Source organism: Bacteroides caccae (genome assembly GCF_002222615.2).
GTDB classification, from domain to species: Bacteria; Bacteroidota; Bacteroidia; order Bacteroidales; family Bacteroidaceae; genus Bacteroides; species Bacteroides caccae.
This window is the reverse complement of the sequence record NZ_CP022412.2, coordinates 3,424,863-3,445,768: the sequence shown is the minus strand read 5'-3', so window position 1 is coordinate 3,445,768 and position 20,906 is coordinate 3,424,863. Positions and strand designations below refer to the sequence as shown.

At 40.0% G+C, this 20,906-nt stretch carries 16 protein-coding genes and 1 pseudogene; 12 read left to right on the top strand and 5 right to left on the bottom strand.

Annotated features, from left to right (window positions below; all coding sequences use genetic code 11):
* Positions 1 to 62: 62 nt before the first annotated feature.
* A complete protein-coding gene (locus tag CGC64_RS14160; protein ID WP_005675716.1) occupies positions 63 to 326 on the top strand; it encodes a DUF4248 domain-containing protein in 264 nt (87 codons plus the stop codon).
* Between the two features lie 128 nt (positions 327 to 454).
* On the opposite strand, the gene dnaB is transcribed toward CGC64_RS14160, so the two are convergent.
* Positions 455 to 1,834: a replicative DNA helicase gene (gene dnaB, locus CGC64_RS14155; RefSeq protein WP_005675717.1), complete on the bottom strand. Its 1,380-nt coding sequence runs from the start codon at positions 1,832 to 1,834 to the stop codon at positions 455 to 457.
* Positions 1,835 to 1,842: 8 nt separating this feature from the next.
* On the bottom strand, positions 1,843 to 2,460 hold the full coding sequence (locus CGC64_RS14150) for a hypothetical protein (protein WP_005675719.1): 618 nt from the start codon (positions 2,458 to 2,460) through the stop codon (positions 1,843 to 1,845).
* Positions 2,461 to 2,909: 449 nt separating this feature from the next.
* Between CGC64_RS14150 and CGC64_RS14145 the strand changes: the two genes are divergently transcribed.
* The 5 genes from CGC64_RS14145 to CGC64_RS14125 all read left to right on the top strand — a co-directional run bounded on the left by CGC64_RS14145 (position 2,910) and on the right by CGC64_RS14125 (position 6,171).
* Positions 2,910 to 3,320, top strand: a complete 411-nt coding sequence (locus tag CGC64_RS14145) for a hypothetical protein (RefSeq protein ID WP_005675722.1) — start codon at positions 2,910 to 2,912, stop codon at positions 3,318 to 3,320.
* 112 nt (positions 3,321 to 3,432) lie between these two features.
* Complete coding sequence (locus tag CGC64_RS14140; RefSeq protein ID WP_005675723.1) at positions 3,433 to 3,840, top strand: hypothetical protein; 408 nt, start codon at positions 3,433 to 3,435, stop codon at positions 3,838 to 3,840.
* A 3-nt stretch (positions 3,841 to 3,843) separates the two neighbouring features.
* Positions 3,844 to 5,148 carry a DUF3440 domain-containing protein gene (locus CGC64_RS14135; protein WP_005675724.1) on the top strand — a complete coding sequence of 435 codons (1,305 nt, stop codon included), beginning with the start codon at positions 3,844 to 3,846 and terminating at the stop codon, positions 5,146 to 5,148.
* Complete coding sequence (locus CGC64_RS14130) at positions 5,145 to 5,687, top strand: IbrB-like domain-containing protein (protein WP_005675725.1); 543 nt, start codon at positions 5,145 to 5,147, stop codon at positions 5,685 to 5,687. The genes CGC64_RS14135 and CGC64_RS14130 overlap by 4 nt, the downstream gene beginning before the upstream one ends.
* Before the next feature lie 259 nt (positions 5,688 to 5,946).
* A complete protein-coding gene (locus CGC64_RS14125) occupies positions 5,947 to 6,171 on the top strand; it encodes a hypothetical protein (RefSeq protein WP_005675726.1) in 225 nt (74 codons plus the stop codon).
* Between the two features lie 143 nt (positions 6,172 to 6,314).
* Here the strand turns inward: CGC64_RS14125 and CGC64_RS14120 are convergent.
* A pseudogene (locus CGC64_RS14120) lies at positions 6,315 to 6,500 on the bottom strand (hypothetical protein); the annotation flags it as partial.
* Positions 6,501 to 6,700: 200 nt separating this feature from the next.
* On the opposite strand from CGC64_RS14120, the gene CGC64_RS14115 reads away from it, so the two are divergent.
* Both CGC64_RS14115 and CGC64_RS14110 read left to right on the top strand, forming a co-directional pair.
* Positions 6,701 to 7,630, top strand: a complete 930-nt coding sequence (locus CGC64_RS14115) for a UDP-glucuronic acid decarboxylase family protein (RefSeq protein ID WP_005675729.1) — start codon at positions 6,701 to 6,703, stop codon at positions 7,628 to 7,630.
* 19 nt (positions 7,631 to 7,649) lie between these two features.
* Positions 7,650 to 8,783, top strand: coding sequence for a hybrid sensor histidine kinase/response regulator (locus CGC64_RS14110; RefSeq protein ID WP_005675730.1), 1,134 nt, complete (start codon positions 7,650 to 7,652; stop codon positions 8,781 to 8,783).
* A gap of 101 nt (positions 8,784 to 8,884) precedes the next feature.
* Here CGC64_RS14110 and CGC64_RS14105 read toward each other — a convergent pair whose 3' ends face one another.
* Together CGC64_RS14105 and CGC64_RS14100 are read right to left on the bottom strand one after the other, a co-directional pair.
* The gene (locus tag CGC64_RS14105; protein ID WP_005675731.1) at positions 8,885 to 11,746 is read right to left on the bottom strand and encodes a PD-(D/E)XK nuclease family protein; all 2,862 of its coding nucleotides are present in this window, start codon (positions 11,744 to 11,746) and stop codon (positions 8,885 to 8,887) included.
* Positions 11,747 to 11,796: 50 nt separating this feature from the next.
* Positions 11,797 to 14,967 (bottom strand): UvrD-helicase domain-containing protein, encoded by a 3,171-nt coding sequence (locus CGC64_RS14100; protein ID WP_005675732.1) that lies wholly within the window; start codon positions 14,965 to 14,967, stop codon positions 11,797 to 11,799.
* Between the two features lie 234 nt (positions 14,968 to 15,201).
* Here CGC64_RS14100 and CGC64_RS14095 point away from each other — a divergent pair, with 234 nt between their 5' ends.
* From CGC64_RS14095 to CGC64_RS14080, 4 genes are all read left to right on the top strand, one after another.
* On the top strand, positions 15,202 to 16,527 hold the full coding sequence (locus tag CGC64_RS14095) for an MFS transporter (RefSeq protein ID WP_005675733.1): 1,326 nt from the start codon (positions 15,202 to 15,204) through the stop codon (positions 16,525 to 16,527).
* A gap of 22 nt (positions 16,528 to 16,549) precedes the next feature.
* A complete protein-coding gene (locus tag CGC64_RS14090; protein WP_005681191.1) occupies positions 16,550 to 17,518 on the top strand; it encodes a 1,4-beta-mannosyl-N-acetylglucosamine phosphorylase in 969 nt (322 codons plus the stop codon).
* Positions 17,519 to 17,524: 6 nt separating this feature from the next.
* A complete protein-coding gene (locus tag CGC64_RS14085; protein ID WP_005675735.1) occupies positions 17,525 to 19,792 on the top strand; it encodes a GH92 family glycosyl hydrolase in 2,268 nt (755 codons plus the stop codon).
* 322 nt (positions 19,793 to 20,114) lie between these two features.
* Positions 20,115 to 20,906 (top strand): patatin-like phospholipase family protein, encoded by a 792-nt coding sequence (locus tag CGC64_RS14080; RefSeq protein WP_005675736.1) that lies wholly within the window; start codon positions 20,115 to 20,117, stop codon positions 20,904 to 20,906.

The following is a 20,906-nucleotide window of genomic DNA, read 5'->3' as shown; positions in this document are numbered from 1 at the left end:
CTTGCTGAGGTATGTAAAAAACACTATCTTTATATCATTAATAACAGAATAAGTAGGATAAAATGGAAGAAGTAAAATTTTATGTGAGATGCTATGATAAGATTGAGTTGGCGAGAATGTATTTCCCGAATTTGAGTAATCCCGTATCTGTAGCAAAGCTCCGTCGTTGGATGCGTAATTGTATGCCCTTAATGGAGGAACTTATGGCAGGAGATTTTCATCCGAAAATGAAAATGTTCAGTGCGCGGGAAGTCAGGCTTATCGTACGTTATTTGGGGGAACCGGACGGATACGTTTTCATGCATGAACATGCGGATGTAAAATGACTGCTCTTTTAAATGAAAACGACCGCTTCTTTTCTTAATAAGGAGCGGTCGTTTTAGTGTAAACATACAGTCGTTTACGTTGAATTGACCGCTCGATTTATATAAGTCAAACGGTCGGTTGAAACAGGTCAGGCAGTCGTATTCTTTTTCATCCAGGCTATGCCGGGCACGTAGTCCTCCAGTTTTGTCATACTCGGGTCATGTCTGAAATAAAGTTCTTTTGTCGTACCGTTGCGGTGTTTGACAATATCTATCACTCCCAGTCCTTCAGTTGGATACGTACTTTTACGGTCTGTGTCACGTCCGGAAAGAGCAGGGCGTGAAAGCATCAATACCAGATCAGCGTCTTGTTCGATAGCTCCGCTTTCCCGCAGGTCGCTCAAACTAGGACGACTGTCAGGACGCCCTTCTACATTACGGTTTAATTGGCTGAGTAGTATGACGGGAATATTTAGTTCTTTTGCCAGCATTTTGGCTTTACGGCTGGCTTGGGCTACTTCCTGCTCGCGGTTGCGGTTGTTCCGATCACTTTTCATGTCACATAATTGCAGGTAGTCAATGATGACACCGTCGCATTCACCTTTGCTTTGTAGCAGTTTGGCGGAAGAACGAACGTAATCCATACTCACTGACGGGTTATCATCAATGTGAATAGGTAGACGGGACAACTCAGCTGCTGCTGCGTGCAGTTGCCTCTGTTCACTGGGTGTAAGTTGGCCGCTGCGTACATTGTCGGGGTTGACATTGGTGGTAGCAGCCAGTAACCAGCGGTCACCCAAACGTTCTCCTAGCATCTCGAGACTGAATATAGCTATGTGATAACCGGCAGAAGCAGCGGCACGCGCCAGGTGCAGGGCGAATGACGTTTTACCTACTGCAGGACGGGCAGCAATGACTACCTCGTCACCTGGTTGCCAGCCGCATGTCAGGCGATCAAGATCGGAGAATCCGGTAGGAAGCCCCGTTATACCATTCTTGTTGGAGCTGATGCGCGCTTCTATTTGTTTAATCGTATCATCCATCAGTTGTAACATGGAGCGTAGATGTTCGGTAGTTCCACATTCATTTTCCAGTCGGTCAAGGAGGGTATGAGCGTCTGCCAATGTATCGTCTATATCGGTGGTTTCGTCGGCAGCCAACGCCAGAAGCTTGTGGAATCCCAGAATCGTTTCACGACGGATATATTTCTGTTTAAGAATCCGTGCATGATATTCGAGGTGAGCACTGGAAGCTACACGCCCGCTGATGTGTGCCAGCGTGTAAGGTCCTCCGATGAATTCAAGTTTGCCGCGTCGGGCAAGTTCTTCTTTGACTGTTATGATATCTATTTTCTGTCCGTTGCGATACATACTTTGTAACGTAGCGTAAATCTCCAGATTTTTTTCATTATAAAAAGCTTCCGGTCGTAGTATATCTGCAATCAATGTGATTGCTTTGCTTTCAATCAGGCAACTGCCAAGTATGATTTCCTCAAGTTCGGCATCCTGTGGATTTATAATTTCACTCATTTTCTTTACTAATAATCATATTCATTCAGGAATGCTTTGTCGGATAGATATGTACTAGCCTGCATACAGTACTTTGTATCTGTCAGATTGTCATAATATTCATCAATATTCTTCAAGCTCAGGCTGCGTTCGTGGGGAGACAATTTCTTCCATTCCCGGCGTGCCCGGCCGATATTGGTTTTCGGCTTTTGAGTTACTTCATGATATTTAGCCCAGAATACTTCGAAAGTAACTCCATTTGCTTCTTCGTGGGCATTCTCGCGACGTTTCTGTCCTACAAGTAGATCATAACTGGGGATACGTATGTGAGTGATATACGGATTAATAACTCTTTCTATAATCCCTTCTTCATACATTTTATTGAAGAAATATCGTGTCCGGCTACGTTTCCAACCAAATAATTTCGCCCAATGAGCAATGGATATAACCGATTCGCCCCGCCGACATTCAAAAGTGTAATGTTTCACAGTACATTCTGTTGTGCTGTAATTGACGTGAGTTAGCACGAGGATGAAGGCGTCGAAGTATCCTGTCGCACCTTTTGTCTTTTTCATTTGCTCCTCAAACAATACTTTAGGGAAAAGGAGATATCCCTTCTTTAGCATTTCTGCTGTTGATTTAATCATAAGTTTACTTATTTAATACATATAAAATATTTCAGTCGTCTTGGGAGGTACATTTTAGGACCTCCTTGAGCGACCTTTTTTGATTACTCTCAAACGTCGTGGTAGAAGATAGGGGGAGTATATGGTATTTTATGCTTCGACCTCTCTTTGGCCCACTAATATATATAATAAAAAAAGAATGTATTAAAATACATTATATCTTCATCCTCGACTTTCATTGTTCGCTATATTTAATTTTCGGCAAAGGTATAATTTGTCAATTTGCCTGAAAAAGCTTTTTTTTGATGTACTGGTAATTTAAAAGTGCTATTATTAATAATATTTTTAATTAAAAATCTAATTATTTAAACAATCTTCTCTATCTTTGCAAATGAAATTAGATTTTATAAAGGCTTTTTTTAGCCGCTAATTGACGGCAATGTATTACTAATAGTATATAATTAAATTTTATGATATCACAAGGAAAAAAAGTAATAGAAGAACGTTTACAGCGCAAACGGGAACAGTGCATTCATCAAAAGGAGAAACTGGAACAAATGAAATGTACAATGCGGAAAACAGAAGAAGAAGTAGAACAATTGGAATATGTCCTTCATGAAATAGAGCATATAGAGAAATCGAAACGTGAACCACGGGTGATTCCTAATGCCGAAATAAGTAATGTCTTTGCATCTCTTTGTCGTGAATTTGATTATTTGCAGCATAGGTTAAAGCTGTTTTTTAAATATAAGCTGGTATGTGAAGTTATATTTGCTCGTTATCAATTCCGAAGCCGGTCACATGTTCCCGGACGGGAATATCTTAGCTATGCCACCGTGCTGACTTATTTTAAACGTGAAAGGGGGATGGTGAACTCATGATTTCAAAAATATCGAAATATAAAGATAATAACATGAAAAACAAATGTTTTAGGAACAGAAATGACTAAATTGATATTTTTTCCTTATTTTTGTGTGTCCATTTTTGAATGATATGATGCAGATAATACAATTAAAAGGAAAAGACAAACACTTATATCGGCTTTTGGCACCGTTGGTTATGGATCCTGAAGTAATACGCGCCAACAATAATTACCCTTTTAAGACGGGTGAGGAGTATGTCTGGTTTATTGCAATTGAAGATAAGGAAGTGTTGGGTTTCGTTCCGGTGGAGCAAAAAGGTCGGAAGAAAGCTGTAATCAATAATTATTATGTGAAGGCAGAGGGGACAGAACGGGAGGAGCTTTTGTCGTTGTTGTTACCGGCTGTTATTGCTGAATTCGGATCTGAGACTTGGTTACTTAACTCTGTCACGCTGATACAAGACAAAGAAATCTTTGAGAAATTTGAATTTGTATCCATGGATAAAAAGTGGACACGGTATGTTAAAATGTATAGATGATTTATGGGCAAAAAGAAGATAGCGGGCACAAAGAATGTATATGAACTAGCACAAGAGCGACTGAAAGTTATATTTAATGAATTTGATAATATCTATGTATCATTTTCCGGAGGTAAAGATAGTGGGGTGTTGCTGAATATGTGTATTGACTACATCCGGAAAAATAATCTAAAGATACGTCTTGGAGTCTTTCACATGGATTATGAAATCCAGTATAAAATGACCATTGACTATGTGGACCGGATACTGGAAGCTAATAAAGATATTCTGGATGTATACCGGGTATGTATTCCTTTTCGTGTAGCTACCTGTACTTCTATGTATCAGTCTTTTTGGCGTCCTTGGGAAGATAGTAAAAAGAATATATGGGTTCGCCCCATGCCTAAAAAGGCAATGACTAAAGACGACTTTCCGTTTTATAATACAACGATGTGGGATTATGAATTTCAGATGCGTTTTGCGCAATGGATACATAATAAGAATGATGCTGTGCGTACTTGTTGCCTGATCGGTATTCGTACGCAGGAGAGTTTCAATCGTTGGAGATGTATTTATATGAGTCGTAAATTTCAGATGTACCACAAGTATAAATGGACTTCGAAAGTGGGAAATGACATTTATAATGCTTATCCTATCTATGACTGGAAAACAACGGATGTGTGGACGGCTAACGGAAAATTCCAGTGGGATTATAATGTGCTATATGACCTTTATTATCGGGCGGGAGTCAATCTGGAGCGTCAGCGTGTAGCAAGTCCTTTTATCAATGAAGCACAAGAGAGTCTTCAGCTCTATCGGGTACTTGATCCCAATACGTGGGGCAAGATGGTAGGACGAGTGAACGGGGTTAACTTTACAGGTATGTATGGTGGTACCCACGCAATGGGGTGGCAGTCAGTGAAGCTGCCAGAAGGGTATACATGGCGTGAGTTTATGTATTTCCTGTTGTCTACTTTGCCGGAACGGGCACGGAAGAATTATCTCCGGAAACTGTCGGTAAGTGTAAATTTTTGGCGGACAAAAGGCGGTTGCCTGAGTGACGCTACTATCCGGAAGTTAATTGATGCCAAAGTACCGATAATCGTCATGGATAACAGTAATTACAAAACACTAAAGAAGCCGGTACGTATGGAATATCAGGATGATATAGATATTCCGGAGTTTAAAGAAATACCTACGTATAAACGGATGTGTATTTGCATCCTCAAAAATGATCATGCATGCAAGTATATGGGATTTTCACCGACAAAGGAAGAAATGAGTAAGAGAAGTCAAATAATGGAACAATATAGAATTATAGTATCATGAGTGTAGATAAAAGTCCTGTCTACGAGGTAAAAGCGGTGCCCGTAGAAAAAGTATATGCAAACGATTATAATCCGAACGTCGTTGCACCGCCCGAAATGAAATTACTTGAACTTTCTATCTGGGAAGATGGCTTTACAATGCCATGTGTATGTTATTATAATAAAGAGGAAGATCGTTATATTCTAGTGGATGGTTATCATCGCTATACGGTATTGAAGACTTCGCAGCGAATTTATAAACGTGAAAACGGGCTGCTTCCGATTGTGGTGATTGACAAGGATTTGTCGAACCGGATGAGTTCTACTATACGTCACAACCGTGCTCGTGGGATGCATAATATAGAATTGATGTGTAACATTGTTGCGGAACTTGACAAAGCAGGTATGTCCGATCAATGGATTATGAAGAATATCGGTATGGATCGTGATGAATTATTGCGCCTGAAGCAAATTTCAGGACTTGCTGATTTGTTTGCTAATCGTGAATTTAGTATTCCGGATGAAGTAGCACCCACAGAAACGGAACGAAAAACGTTATAATCTGATAGCTATTTATATACAAAAATTGAACATTCTACCATTTAGGCATGGATTATACAAGTTTTCGGCTTTTTTATTGTGTAAAATAGTCGTTTCTCTTGTCTGATTTATGCCTGGATTGTATCTAAATGATATGAAAATCTATTAGTATTTTCCTATCTCTTTATTTTATATTTCGTAATCCCCTGATTTGTAGTTTACATTAATAGTCTTGTTTTCAGACTCGGATTATCTGTAACAGAAATGAAATCAACGGACTATGGAAGCTCGGATGATTATAAGTGATAATACCAGGATTACTGTTCTACAACTGGCTTTTGACAGGCTGGCTGTGCGAGTAGAGGTGTTATTGGAAGCAAAAGATAATTTTGACGAAGTTTTTGAAGGGATTACATTTAGTAATATTCCTAATCTGGTACCTTTGACAGAAAACTATGTAGCGGATAGTGAGGAAGCGACAGTAAAATGGAAGGAAATTACATAACTGTACGTCACTTCAAAATTGATATACGACACATAGATACGAACAGTGTGTTACCATTCTCTGTTTTACCTTTAGTGTCAGGATCTTCCAGTTCGTTTGTCAGGAGGAATAATTCTTACTTGATATCTTCTTTGGCTTCATTTCCCTAACTTTCTCGAAACGAGAGCCGCTTCTTGTAAAGTGAAAGGAACCTCACCACGTAACCTTCTATATACGGCTTCTTTGCCTATATAGAGAGTATCCATTAACATATCTGCCAGTTTTCCTTTGAGTGGAAGCTTTTCTTTCATCGCTTCTATCAGGTTTGTATTCGGGTCATTTGTTATCATAACAGTTTGAATAAGTTGTTCTTTAGTATTATAAACATTTCTCAGTGATGAGTTGTTTCGGAAAGTGAAACTATTTAATTAATCTTTTTTCAAAAATATCCTTCTTTAAAATTGTATATTTTGAGCAAATCGGTTACATTTGTGTCCATAAACAAAACGGAGAGACGGTGTCTCTTTAGTAAACAATAGAAAAATATATAATGAAAAGAATATTGGTTAGTGGCGGAGCCGGATTCATTGGCTCTCATCTCTGTACCCGGCTTATAAACGAAGGTCATGACGTGATATGCCTTGATAATTTTTTTACAGGATCAAAAGATAACATCATGCATTTGATGGATAATCATCATTTTGAGGTGGTACGACACGATGTCACTTACCCTTATTCTGCTGAAGTCGATGAGATTTATAATTTGGCTTGTCCGGCATCTCCTATCCATTATCAACATGACCCGATTCAGACTGCCAAAACATCTGTAATGGGAGCAATTAATATGTTGGGACTGGCAATGAGATTGGATGCTAAAATATTGCAGGCTTCTACCAGTGAGGTATATGGAGACCCAATTGTTCACCCGCAACCGGAAAGTTATTGGGGAAACGTGAATCCGGTAGGATACAGATCATGTTATGATGAAGGAAAACGCTGTGCGGAAACTTTGTTTATGGATTATCATCGTCAGAATAATGTGCGTGTGAAGATTATTCGTATATTCAATACGTATGGTCCACGGATGTTGCCGAATGACGGACGAGTCGTTTCTAATTTCATTTTACAAGCGCTACATAATGAAGATATTACTATTTATGGAGACGGGAAACAGACACGTAGTTTCCAATATATTGATGATTTGGTTGAAGGGATGATACGAATGATGAATACGGAAGATGAATTTACGGGACCTGTGAATCTTGGAAATCCAAATGAGTTTCCCGTATTGGAATTGGCAGAGAGAATAATTCGTATGACCAGTTCTTCTTCGAGAATTGTATTTAAGCAGTTGCCGGATGATGACCCGAAACAACGTCAGCCGGATATCACACTGGCAAAAGAAAAACTCAGCTGGCAGCCTACTATTGAATTGGAAGACGGGCTGAAGCGTATGATTGAATATTTTAAAACTGTCTGATGCATAAAATAAGATAATTATGAATATGGAAATAAATCCTTCTGAATATAAAGTCCTTATTGTGGACGATGTAATATCAAATGTCCTTTTGTTGAAGGTCCTTTTGACTAATGAGAAATTCAATATTGTAACTGCCGGTAACGGCACGCAAGCATTGGAACAGGTGAAGAAGGAAAAACCGGATTTGGTGTTGCTGGATGTAATGATGCCGGATATCAGTGGATTTGAAGTGGCTCAACAGATGAAGGCAGATCCGGAAATGTCTGAAATTCCTATTATTTTTCTGACTGCGCTGAATAGTACGGCGGACATCGTAAAAGGATTCCAAGTAGGAGGTAATGATTTTATTTCGAAACCTTTCAACAAGGAAGAATTGATAATTCGTGTAACACATCAGATTTCTCTAGTGGCGGCTAAACGAATTATTGTTGCACAAACAGAGGAATTACGTAAGACAATTATGGGACGTGATAAACTCTATTCTGTGATTGCGCATGACCTACGTTCGCCAATGGGGTCTATCAAAATGGTACTGAATATGTTGATTCTGAACCTGCCGAGCGAAACAATCGGCGAGGAGATGTATGAGTTGCTTACAATGGCGAATCAAACTACTGAAGATGTATTTTCATTACTTGATAATCTGCTGAAATGGACGAAAAGCCAGATTGGCAAATTGAAGGTGGTTTATCAGGATATCAATATGGTAGAAGTTGTAGAGGGGGTAAGTGAGATCTTTACAATGGTAGCCGGCTTGAAGAATATTAAGATTGTGCAGGATGTACCTGTTGCAGATGTAGCTGTTCGTGCTGATATTGATATGGTTAAAACGGTAATCCGTAACCTGATTAGTAATGCTATCAAGTTTAGCAATGAGGGGGCGGAAGTGGTGGTATCGTTGGCTGAGGAAGACGGTATGGCAATCGTTAGTGTGAAAGATAGCGGATGCGGCATTGATGAAGAAAATCAGAGGAAGTTGCTTCATACGGATACGCACTTTAGTACCTTCGGTACAAATAATGAAGAAGGTTCAGGACTCGGATTGTTGTTGTGTAAGGACTTTGTTATCAAGAATGGTGGTAAACTCTGGTTTACTTCAAAGAAGGGAGAGGGATCTACATTTAGTTTCTCAATTCCATTACTGGATAAATAGAATATAAAACGGTAATTTATAAATCATGAACGGTGAATGTTTTGTGCTTGTATGCAGCATTCACCGTTCATTTTTTTATTCAATCATTATCATATTTATGCTCATCGTTTGCAGATTGCTTTGAAATCGCAGTAACTACACTTTTTAATATCTTCTGTTTGAGTGAAAGGTTCGTTTTCACTGAAAATCTCTTCTAATAATGTTTGTAATCGCTTGCGGAACTCGTCTTCGAAAAAGGTGAAGTTATTGACCGGTATCTTTGGCTGGCGGGGTTCTCCCATTTCTATAACAGGTGAGTAACTATCGGAAGCTGCCCGGTGAATATAGAGCAGGGCAGGAGCCACTTTCAATGTTTGTTGCCGGCACATAATGGAGGCATACAGGAAAGTTTGGAAGATATAGTTCGGACGTGTTTCCGAAGGGGTGAATAATTGTTCGATATTAGCCGGTATCTTGGGGTTTCCTCCGGTTTTATAGTCAACAATCCGTAATGTGCTTTCTTTGGCATCCATGCGGTCTATGGTTCCGCCCAAGCGAACTGTGAAGGGACCTAGGTCAGTTTGAATAGTTATCTTTTCGGAAACAGCTTGTTCCATAGCAACCATTTCGAAAGGGGCATATTGGAGGTCATTGCGTAATAGTTGTCGCAGATAGGAGGTGATTACTTTGGAATTAATGAGTTGTACACCGTTATATTCCGGTTTTTCTTCCGGCTTAACCTTGAAAAATTCTTCTTTGAAAGCCTGATCAACGTAACCTTGTAATTTAACATCGTTACGTAATAAGCGTTCAAGATCCTCTTTCTGTATCATTTGCCCATTGGATGTCAGTTCAGTATAAGCTAGTTCGGCAGAGCGGTGAAAGATTGTTCCGAATAACGCGGAGTCAATTTCCGCACTCACTTCTTCCGGTGTTTTTAATCCGGCTATATAGCGGAAGTAGAATCTCAAACGGCAGTCGAGATATGTATTGAGGGCTGAAGGAGAGAGAATGAGGGACTTAGGATTGGTAACGTCATAGATATGGTATAATCGTTCTAATATTTTCTGTGTTTTTGGTATTTCTATTTTTGGGGTACTTTGGGGAGATTGTCCGGCCTCTAAATATTCACGAGTAATCTCATGAGGACCTTCTACTAATAATTGTAGCATGAAACGGGACTCCTCTCCGCGATTCAGGCCGTCGGAAGAGGTATTGTAGAGCAAGGTGATATTTTCTGCCCGCTGTATCAAGCGATAGAAATAGTATGCGTAGACTGCATTTTTGTGCTCAATAGTCGTCATGCCGAAGGCTTTCCGAAGGTTATAGGGAATAAAAGAAGATTCTCCACCGGTTTTAGGAAGTTGTCCTTCATTGAGCGAAAGCATTACAAGATTACGGAAGTCAAGGTTACGTGTTTCAAGTACTCCCATAACTTGCATTCCAATGGCAGGTTCTCCGTGGAAAGGTATGTTGGAACTTGTCAGTACTTTACTGATTAATCTTTTCAGTGTATGGGGCTGTATATTTAATTCTCCACTTTCAATCAAACTGTATAAACGGTTGATTTTCAAAAAGCTCTGAAAAAGAGATTCACGATATAGTTGGTTGAATATATCGTTGTATTCTCCTTCTTTACGGTATAGGGTAGAGATATCTTTGATAAGTCCGATAAGATAATCACATAGCTCCTTGATACCGTTACGGGGAGTGAAAAGATTAGCTAGAAACTCATCTTGTTTCAATTCCGAGGGAAGCGGATAGAAACGATTGGTTTTTGTAAGTTCCCGTTCTATTATATCTGCTTTTGTCGATAATTGGCGGGTATATGGATGTTTTAGTATAGCTGATACGGTTTCGTAGGTGAAACGACCGGTATCAAAACGGTAGCCATTGGTTTGTAGTTCCATAGCCGCATTGATAAAACTATAAACCGGAGTTTGTGCCAACGGGAATCCCATTGTGATATTGACATTCTTCACTTCTTCCGGGATAGAATGGAGTACGGGAAGCAACAAGGTTTCATTGCAAAGAACTACGGCATTTTCTTTTTCATTATCGGATGAGAAAGTAGTACGTATCCATTCGGGAAGGAAACGTGCTTGCGCATTCTCAGTAGAAGCGGAGATGTAACGTATCTTCTTCGGTTTCTTTAGGGAGTCAAAGTAGCTGGCAGGCAGTTCGTTCGGGAAATCTTTCAGGTTGCGGTTAATAAATTCTCCGGCCTCATGTTTTTTGATTTGTTGGGTATAGAAGATGTCATAATCCCAATAGAATATTGCTTTATCTGCTTTTTGCAGTTTTCGGAAGAATTCTTTTTCTACTTTATTCAACACATTGAAGCCGACAAATATATATTTGTCGTATTTAAGTTGATCTGTATTAAGTTGTTCGATAACATTGCGATAAAGCATTCCTTCATAAGCAATGCCTACCTCAGTTAAGTTTTTCCGGTAATGGTGATAGATTGTGCCTAACTTATCCCAAAGAGATATGAATTTCTCTTTGAGCTCCGTGCGGCGCTCAATGGAGAAATTCCGGAAGAATTGTTGAATTGCTTCTTCCTGTTCTTTATCTAGAAATTCGTAGTCATCCATTAGACTTTTTAAGTCTTGCAGATTGCTGAAGAGCTTATCTGCATCCACCAAATTTTTGTCTACATCATCAAAGTCACTGATTAACAGTTCTCCCCAAAAATAGAAGTCATCTAATGTCTCCTGACTTTCTGTTTCTTCCTTGAATACTTTGTAGAGTTCACAAACCAATCGAATCGGATCACCGGTTTTCTGTACAGATAGCTTCTGAAACAGATCACTGATACTCATAGCGGCAGGTGACCATATCGGTTGATCGGATTCTCCCGCCAGATATTCATTGAAGAACAGGTTGGCACGTTTGTTAGGGAAGATGAGTACTGTGCGAGAGAGGTCATTTCCTATTTTGGCATATAGGTCATGAGCTACTAATTGGAGAAATGATTGCATATTGATTAAATCGTTTTTCTAATTCATATTATTGTAATCGGAGTTCTGTCTTATACTTTTTCTATTTTTTCTTCATCTACATACCACAGGTATCCGGTAATATTCTTATAACCCATTTTCGTCAACAGTTGCATATATCCTTTCACTTGTTTATTGTATTTAGGATTTTCTTTACCAAACTTAAAATCAACCACAACAACCTGCCCGTCTTTCATCATTACACGGTCCGGGCGACGAGTTTGTAATATTCCTTTTTCCTTGTATATAATGGCACATTCATTAAACAGGATCCATTCTCCGGAATACCAATCTTGTATTTCGGGAGATGAAAACGCTTTCTGTACAACTTCACGTACTGTATCTTCTTTTTCCTGGTCTCTAATAACTCCTTCAAAGATTAATCGTTCGATAGCCGGATCAATATCATCGGCTGTTTCAATGGCAGAAAACAGAGTATGCAACATACGTCCGCGATTGATGAAACGGTCGTCCGAATCTTCTTCTTCGATTCCTTGGATAAAGTCCGCAGAACGATTGGATTGCCGGAACTCGATGTCGTGCCGCATGGACTCCATTTGGATGGGCAATTTTTCTGCTTTTTGGGTTAATTTATTAGTGGAGGCTTTGCCCTTTTCTTTTTCGGACGGACAGAGTTCTCCTTGCTCATAACAATCTTCTTCCCATTCGATTCCTTCTTTGAGGGCAACGATAGGAAGAGTATTTGCTAATAGTTCGGACATTGTTCCTTTTTGCCCTTTTCTGCTCCAGATTATTAGATTTTTTCCGGCACGGGTAAACGCTACATAGAGCAGGTTCAGGTTATCCACCCAAAGTTGGAGGCGTTCATGCAGATAATCGTTTCCGTAGATAGATTCTGCCATTTGCGTGGAATAATTAATAGGAAGAATATCTAAAGCATTGAATGGCGCTTCTTGAGGAGCACACCATACCAGTTGATTATTCGTTTCATTCTCTAATTTCCAGTCACAGAAAGGAAGAAGCACGGTATGAAATTCCAATCCCTTTGATTTATGTATGGAAAAAATCCGGATCCCTTCGATTTCTCCGCTGGGAATTGTTTTGCTACACAAAGTTTCGTCCCAATAGCGAATGAATCCGTCGAGTTCAGAAGAATTATTTTGCAAATAATCTGTTACGGCATCAAAAAAGGCAAATAAATAAGCATCTTGTTCTTTGATGCGATTCATCTCGAACAAGCTGAATAATTCTTCCAATAACTCGTAGAGAGGCATTAACCGAAACTCTTTTATTTTATCAAGAAATGTCGTAGGAAGATAGCTTTCGGTGGGAAGAAGCAAGAGGGTATTCCAATCCAGTCCTTTCTGTAAGACCTCATTCTGATAGGCTATGGCAAGTTGGGCCCGTGCTATCTTGTTGTTTTCATCCGAGAGGTAACGAAGAGCATCCAGCATCATGCAGATAGCAAAGGAAGCGTCAAGACGGAAGGCTTCGTCTGACACTATTTTGTAATGCAGCTCCTTATCAAAGTAATCTGCGATGCGGGGAATACTTTTATTCTTTCGTACTAAAATAGTTATGTCGTTCAGGTGGATACCGGAAGCGAGCAGATGTTCGACTTCTTCTCCCAGGCTGATAAGTGTCTGTTCGGTATAGTCATGTTCTTCGTCCGGTTCGAGGAAAGAGGCTTTGACATAACCTTTTTGGGTGTTTAAGGGAGATTCTTGTACGACGTCTGCATATGCCTTTTGCAGATCTTGACAATCTTTGTTGAGCTGTTTTTTATAAACTCCATTCAAATAATCAGTAGCGGCCGTAAATATATGATTGTTAAACCGGATGATGTTCGTTTCACTTCTCCGGTTGGTTGCCAGTGTTTTGACGCGAATCGGGAAGTGGTCGATATGGTCATTTAACCCGTTGAGGATTCCCCAGTCGCCATTACGCCAACGGTAGATTGACTGTTTGACATCTCCTACAATCAAGCTGTCGGCTCCCTGGGATAATCCTTCGAGCAATAACAGTTTGAAATTACCCCATTGCATCCGGCTGGTATCCTGAAACTCGTCAATCATAACATTGCGGATGTTCGTTCCTATCTTTTCGAATACGAAAGAGGAATCACCGTCTTTTACTAATTGGTGGAGCAGGGCATTGGTGTCTGAGAGTAGGAACCGATTATTTTCCCGGTTTAACTCGCGTACTTCTTCGTCGATATTGGCGAGAAGTTGTACTTTGTTGAGATGCTGCAAAGACAGTCGGCAACTATTCAGTAACAGGTTATTTTTTGATCGTAACTTTTCTGCATCTTCCAAAATCTGCATAAGGCTGGAATTGGCTAAAGCAATAATGTCTGCATAGCGTGGAGACGTTTTTGTAGCCCAGTTTTTGGCATCTTCCAGACACTTTTCTACTGTAACGTTGCGAACATCGTTACCTAAAATACCGTTGTTGAGCTTACGGAAATAACTTCCGATTCCTCGTGAACCGTTTTTCAGATCGTCAGCAGTTAACGCATGTCCGTCTAATTCTCCTTCAAACTGATCATAGAATCCCTTCATTTGTTCCAAAATCTCAGTCTCCAGTGCTTTCAACTGTTTACGGTATTCTTTAATGGTATCCGGATTGCGTAGCCGATGACGGAGTCCTTCTCCTTTTTCTATATATCCTTCATCGAATATATTACGGCCGAAATTCTTGACTTCGTCCGATACGTTCCAACGTTTGTCGTCTGCAATCCGCTCATTGATATAATCCAGTAGCCATGCGAGGACAGGAGAGGTAGGGCCTAATTTCTCAATCATACTGTCTACCGCTTCACTAAGCACTTCCGTATTGTTCAGTTCGATATTCAGGTTAGGGCTTAATTCCAGTTCGCGAGCCAGATTGCGCATAACAGACTGGAAAAAAGAATCTATTGTTTCTACCCGAAACCGACTGTAGTCATGTAACATATAACCAAGGGCAATGCTTGCTGCTTCCCGTATTTCCTGCTCTGTTTTTCCCGTTTCTTCTTTGATACGGTTGAGATAGGCTTCGGATCCTTTGTCTCCTGTCTGAATACCGTACAGCTGACTAAGAATACGTTCTTTCATTTCTGCTGTCGCCTTATTAGTGAAGGTTACGGCAAGAATCTGACGATAGGCTCGCGGGTTTAGAATTAATAGTTTGATATATTCCACGGCCAGGGTAAATGTTTTACCTGAACCGGCGGAGGCTTTATAGACTAAGAGTTCACTCATTATTTAATGATTGGGTGTTATATAAGACAAAAATAATGAAAGTAGTAGAAGAAACGAAATAAAAACATGATAAAAAGATTTTTCCTTAGTATATTTGTGCTGTTGACTATATCATCATTAGTAGACAGAGTGATAATAAAATAAAAAATAGAGGAGAGGCGTTAGTAGTTTTCCTCTTTTAGTTGTATTATATATAAATGGATTAGATTTTTTTTCATCTATATACTATGATTTATGCAGCAGAATAAAACAGTTTCTCAACAGAAAACTATCAACCCGGTTTACTGGGTGCCTACCGCTTACTTTGCAATGGGGCTTCCCTTTATTGCTATTAATCTGGTTTCTGTATTTATGTTCAAAGATTTAGGAATTTCAGATACGCAAATAGCATTCTGGACTTCTCTTATTATGATGCCTTGGACACTGAAATTCCTGTGGAGTCCTTTTCTTGAGATGTATCGGACGAAAAAGTTTTTCGTATTAGTGACAGAGTTGTTGAGTGGGATATTATTTGGGATAGTGGCTTTTTCTTTATTTTTCGATTACTTTTTTGCTATTAGCATTTCTACAATGGCTGTTATTGCTTTTAGTGGGGCTACCCATGACATAGCTTGTGACGGTGTATATATGGCTGAACTGAATAAAGAAGAACAGGCAAAATATATTGGAGTGCAAGGTGCATTTTATAATGTTGCTAAGTTGGTAGCTAACGGAGGATTAGTTGCTATGGCGGGAGCACTGGCAGAATACTTTGGGGCAATAGAAGGGGCTTCTTTAGAAGCAAATAAAGGAGCATATTCTTATGCATGGATGATTATTTTTGCTGTGATTGCGGCAATAATGGTATTAATAGGTCTCTATCATATAAGGATGTTGCCGTCTAATCAGATACCGTCAACAACAAAAAAGACGACCTCAGAGGTAGGGCGGGAGTTAGTAGCGGTAATTGCTAATTTCTTTACTAAAAAGCATATTTTTTACTATATCTGCTTTATTATATTATATCGTTTGGCGGAAGGATTTATTATGAAGATAGCTCCACTTTTCTTACGTGCTTCAAGAGAAGTTGGCGGATTGGGATTGTCTTTAAAAGAGATAGGTACGTTAAATGGAGTTTTTGGTTCGGCAGCTTTTGTGCTAGGCTCTTTGCTGGCAGGTATCTATGTCTCTAAGTTCGGGTTAAAACGGACACTTTTTACACTTTGTTGTATTTTTAATCTTCCGTTTTTGGCCTATACTTTTCTGGCTGTAACTCAACCAACCAATGTTTATCTGATAGGAACCTGTATTACTATGGAATATTTTGGTTATGGTTTTGGCTTTGTCGGTTTGACACTGTTTATGATGCAACAGATAGCTCCGGGGAAACATCAAATGTCGCATTATGCATTTGCATCCGGAATTATGAACTTGGGAGTAATGCTTCCGGGCATGGTTAGTGGCTATTTCAGTGATTTATTAGGATATCGGAATTTCTTCATCTATGTTTTGATTGCTACAATTCCGGCTTTTCTGATTACCTATTTTATACCATTCACTTATGATGATTCAAAAAAATAAATAACATAAAAATTTAATGATTATGAGTAAGATTCAAATGCCTTGGGAAGACCGTCCGTCCGGATGTACAGACGTTATGTGGCGCTATTCACAAAATCCGGTTATAGGACGTTATCATATTCCCTCATCTAACAGTATTTTCAACAGTGCGGTCGTACCTTTTAAGGAGGGGTTTGCAGGGGTATTCCGTTGTGATAATAAAGCTGTGCAGATGAATATCTTTACAGGATTCAGCAAAGACGGTATTCATTGGGATATCAGCCATGAACCTATAAAATTCAAGGCCGGTAATACAGAAATGATTGAATCGGAGTATAAATATGACCCTCGTGTCACATGGATTGAAGACCGTTATTGGATAACTTGGTGCAACGGTTACCATGGTCCTACAATCGGTATCGCTTATACTTTTGATTTTGAAGAATTTTTTCAATGTGAGAATGCTTTCTTACCTTTCAATCGTAATGGCGTTCTTTTTCCGCAAAAGATAGGCGGTAAATATGCAATGTTGAGTCGTCCTAGTGATAACGGTCATACTCCGTTTGGTGATATATATATCAGTTTCAGTCCGGATATGAAATATTGGGGAGAGCATCGTTGCGTAATGAAAGTAACTCCATTCCCTGAAAGTGCATGGCAATGCACAAAGATCGGTGCAGGTTCTGTTCCTTTCCTGACAGATGAAGGCTGGTTACTCTTTTATCATGGGGTTATTACTACTTGTAATGGTTTCCGCTATGCGATGGGGGCTGCCATACTTGATAAAAATCATCCGGAAAAGGTACTTTATCGTACTCGCGAATACCTGCTTGGCCCTGCTGCTCCTTATGAACTTCAAGGGGATGTCCCTAATGTGGTATTTCCTTGTGCAGCTTTACAGGACGGTGAACGTGTAGCCGTTTATTATGGTGCGGCAGATACCGTTGTGGGTATGGCTTTCGGATATATTCAGGAGATTATTGATTTTACTAAACGGACAAGTATCATTTAATAAGATATGAAACGTATTCTATTAACTTACACATTAGCTTTCATCCTTCTTCCCGTTTATGGGGGAGAGGGAGGAAGCTCCCCTGCTGAGAAGAAAAGTCTTTTGATAGATTATGTTGATCCTTTTATCGGGACAACAAATTTTGGCACTACCAATCCGGGAGCAATTTGCCCGAACGGGATGATGTCTGTGGTTCCTTTCAATGTAATGGGATATTCAGAAAATAAATACGATAAAGATGCCCGCTGGTGGTCCACACCTTATGAGCATACCAACTGCTTCTTTACCGGATATGCTCATGTTAATTTAAGTGGAGTCGGATGTCCTGAATTAGGTTCTTTGTTGCTGATGCCTACTACCGGAGAGTTGAATGTAGACTATAAGGAGTATGGAAGTAAGTATAAGGATGAACAGGCTTCACCCGGTTATTATTCCAACTATCTGACAAAGTATAATGTAAAAACAGAGGTTTCGGCTACTCCACGTACAAGTATCGCCCGTTTTACTTTCCCTAAAGGTAAGAGCCATATACTACTAAATCTGGGAGAGGGACTGACAAATGAAAGTGGTGCTATGCTTCGCCGTGTAAACGATTGCGAAGTTGAGGGAATGAAGCTGCTTGGTACATTCTGTTATAATCCTCAAGCTGTATTTCCTATTTATTTTGTGATGCGGGTAAAGAAAACACCTGTAACAACAGGGTATTGGAAGAAACAGAGACCTATGACTGGTGTAGAGGCAGAATGGGATCCGGACCAGGGAAAATATAAACTTTATACCCGCTATGGAAAAGAGATAGCAGGAGATGATGTTGGTACTTATTTTTCGTTCGATACGGAGGAAGGCGAACAGGTAGAAGTGCAAATGGGCGTTTCGTTTGTCAGCATAGAGAATGCCCGGCTGAATCTGGATCGTGAACAGGAGGGTAGGAACTTTGAACAGATTCATGCAGAGGCTCGTGCAAAATGGAATGACGATTTGTCGAGAATTACTGTAGAAGGAGGTACTGATGCTCAGAAGACTGTTTTCTATACGGCACTATATCATTTGCTGATTCATCCGAATATATTACAGGATGTCAACGGAGAATATCCGGCAATGGAGAGTGATAAGATTATGACGACAAAGGGAGACCGCTATACAGTGTTTTCTCTCTGGGATACCTATCGCAATGTTCATCAGTTGCTGACACTGGTCTATCCGGAACGCCAAATGGAAATGGTACGTACTATGCTTGATATGTATCGGGAACATGGGTGGCTGCCCAAATGGGAATTGTATGGAAGAGAGACATTGACTATGGAAGGTGATCCGAGTATTCCGGTTATCGTAGATACATGGATGAAAGGATTACGTGATTTTGACGTTGATTTGGCTTATGAAGCGATGTATAAGTCGGCTACATTGCCGGGAGCAAAGAATCTGATGCGTCCGGATAATGATGATTATATGTCCAAAGGCTATGTACCGCTTCGTGAGCAGTATGATAACTCGGTATCTCATGCATTGGAATATTATATTGCAGATTTTGCGTTGTCTCGCTTTGCGGAAGCTTTGGGAAAGAAAAAGGATGCGGAAATGTTTTATAAACGTTCTTTAGGTTATAAGCATTATTATAGCAAAGAGTTCGGTACTTTCCGTCCGATTCTTCCTGATGGCACTTTTTACAGTCCGTTTAATCCCAGACAAGGAGAGAATTTTGAACCGAATCCCGGTTTCCATGAAGGTAGTGCATGGAATTATTCATTCTATGTGCCACATGATGTTTATGGACTTGCCAAGTTAATGGGAGGAAAGAACCCCTTTGTCAAAAAACTGCAAATGGTTTTTGACGAAGGTCTTTATGACCCGGCCAATGAACCGGATATTGCCTATGCTCATTTATTCTCTTATTTTAGAGGAGAGGAATGGCGCACGCAGAAAGAAACACAACGGCTGTTGGATAAGTACTTTACAACGAAGCCGAATGGTATTCCCGGTAATGATGATACAGGGACAATGTCTGCATGGGCTATTTTTAATATGATTGGTTTTTATCCCGATTGTCCCGGATTGCCGGAATATACATTAACGACTCCTGTATTCAATAAAGTGACTATTCGTTTAGATCCGAAATGGTATAAGGAAAAAGAATTAGTGATAGAAAGCAATCGTACTCAACCGGGAACTTTATATATTAACAAGGTGTTATTGAACGGAAAGAAATTCAATCAATACCGTATCACGCATGATGAACTGGTTCATAGTCAACGTATATTATTTGATTTAAAGTAACACACAGTGTTTCATAGGTATCGTTTTTGGGTTGACAGGGCTGTCGGACTTTTCAGGGTTCGGCAGCCCATTTTTTATTACATTTATATTGATTGTTGTTCCCGATAAAAAAGAGTGACGGTATGTGTCGGGTATAGTGTCTCTATATAGCTGGAACAGCGTCACTATCCGGTTCGTTGTCGATAATTCCCGGGATAAAAGTTCCTAATCCCTGGGGTAAACAGTGGAATGCTGCAAGGCGAATAGTAATTTGCGATAATTATATGTTTCCAACCGACTTTTTTCTCCGGAATTTGTTTCCTTTGTAGAAAATGGATTTATTATGGGAAAACAGAAAGTAGCATTAGTCCTTTCTATGGGTGGTGCGCGTGGTATTGCACATATTGGAGTCATAGAAGAATTATTACGTCACAATTATGAAATAACTTCTATTGCCGGAAGTTCAATGGGAGCAATGGTGGGAGCGATGTATGCTTCGGGAAAACTGGAAGAATGCAAAGAATGGCTGTATAGCTGGGATAAGCGTAAGATGTGGGAACTGGCAGACCTCACATTAAGTCGGGACGGACTGGTGAAAGGAGATCGCTTCATCAAAGAGTTAAAGGAGATAATCCCCGATATGAACATCGAGGACTTACCGATTCCTTATGTTGCCATGGCCACCAATATTGTTTGTGATCAGGAGGTGAGGTTCGATAGTGGCAGCTTACATGAGGCTATCCGCGCATCCATTTCCATACCAATGCTTTTCCGCCCTTTGCGAAAAGACGGCATGGTATTGATTGACGGGGGGATCTTGAATCCCCTCCCGCTCAATCATGTACATCGCACCGAAGGAGATCTTTTGATAGCAGTCGATGTGAATGCACCGGTTGATTGCGGAAAGAGAAAGAAGATGAGTCCTTATAATCTGTTGACAGAATCTTCAAGAATGATGATGCAACAAATTACTCGTTATCAGATAGAACGCTGTCAGCCGGACATATTAATACGGATGTCCGGCAATGCTTATGATATGTTGGAGTTTCATCATGCAGAGTCCATTGTAGCGACGGGGATTGAGATTACTCGAAATGCATTAGATCGCATTGGCGTGACATCCCAAGAAGGATAG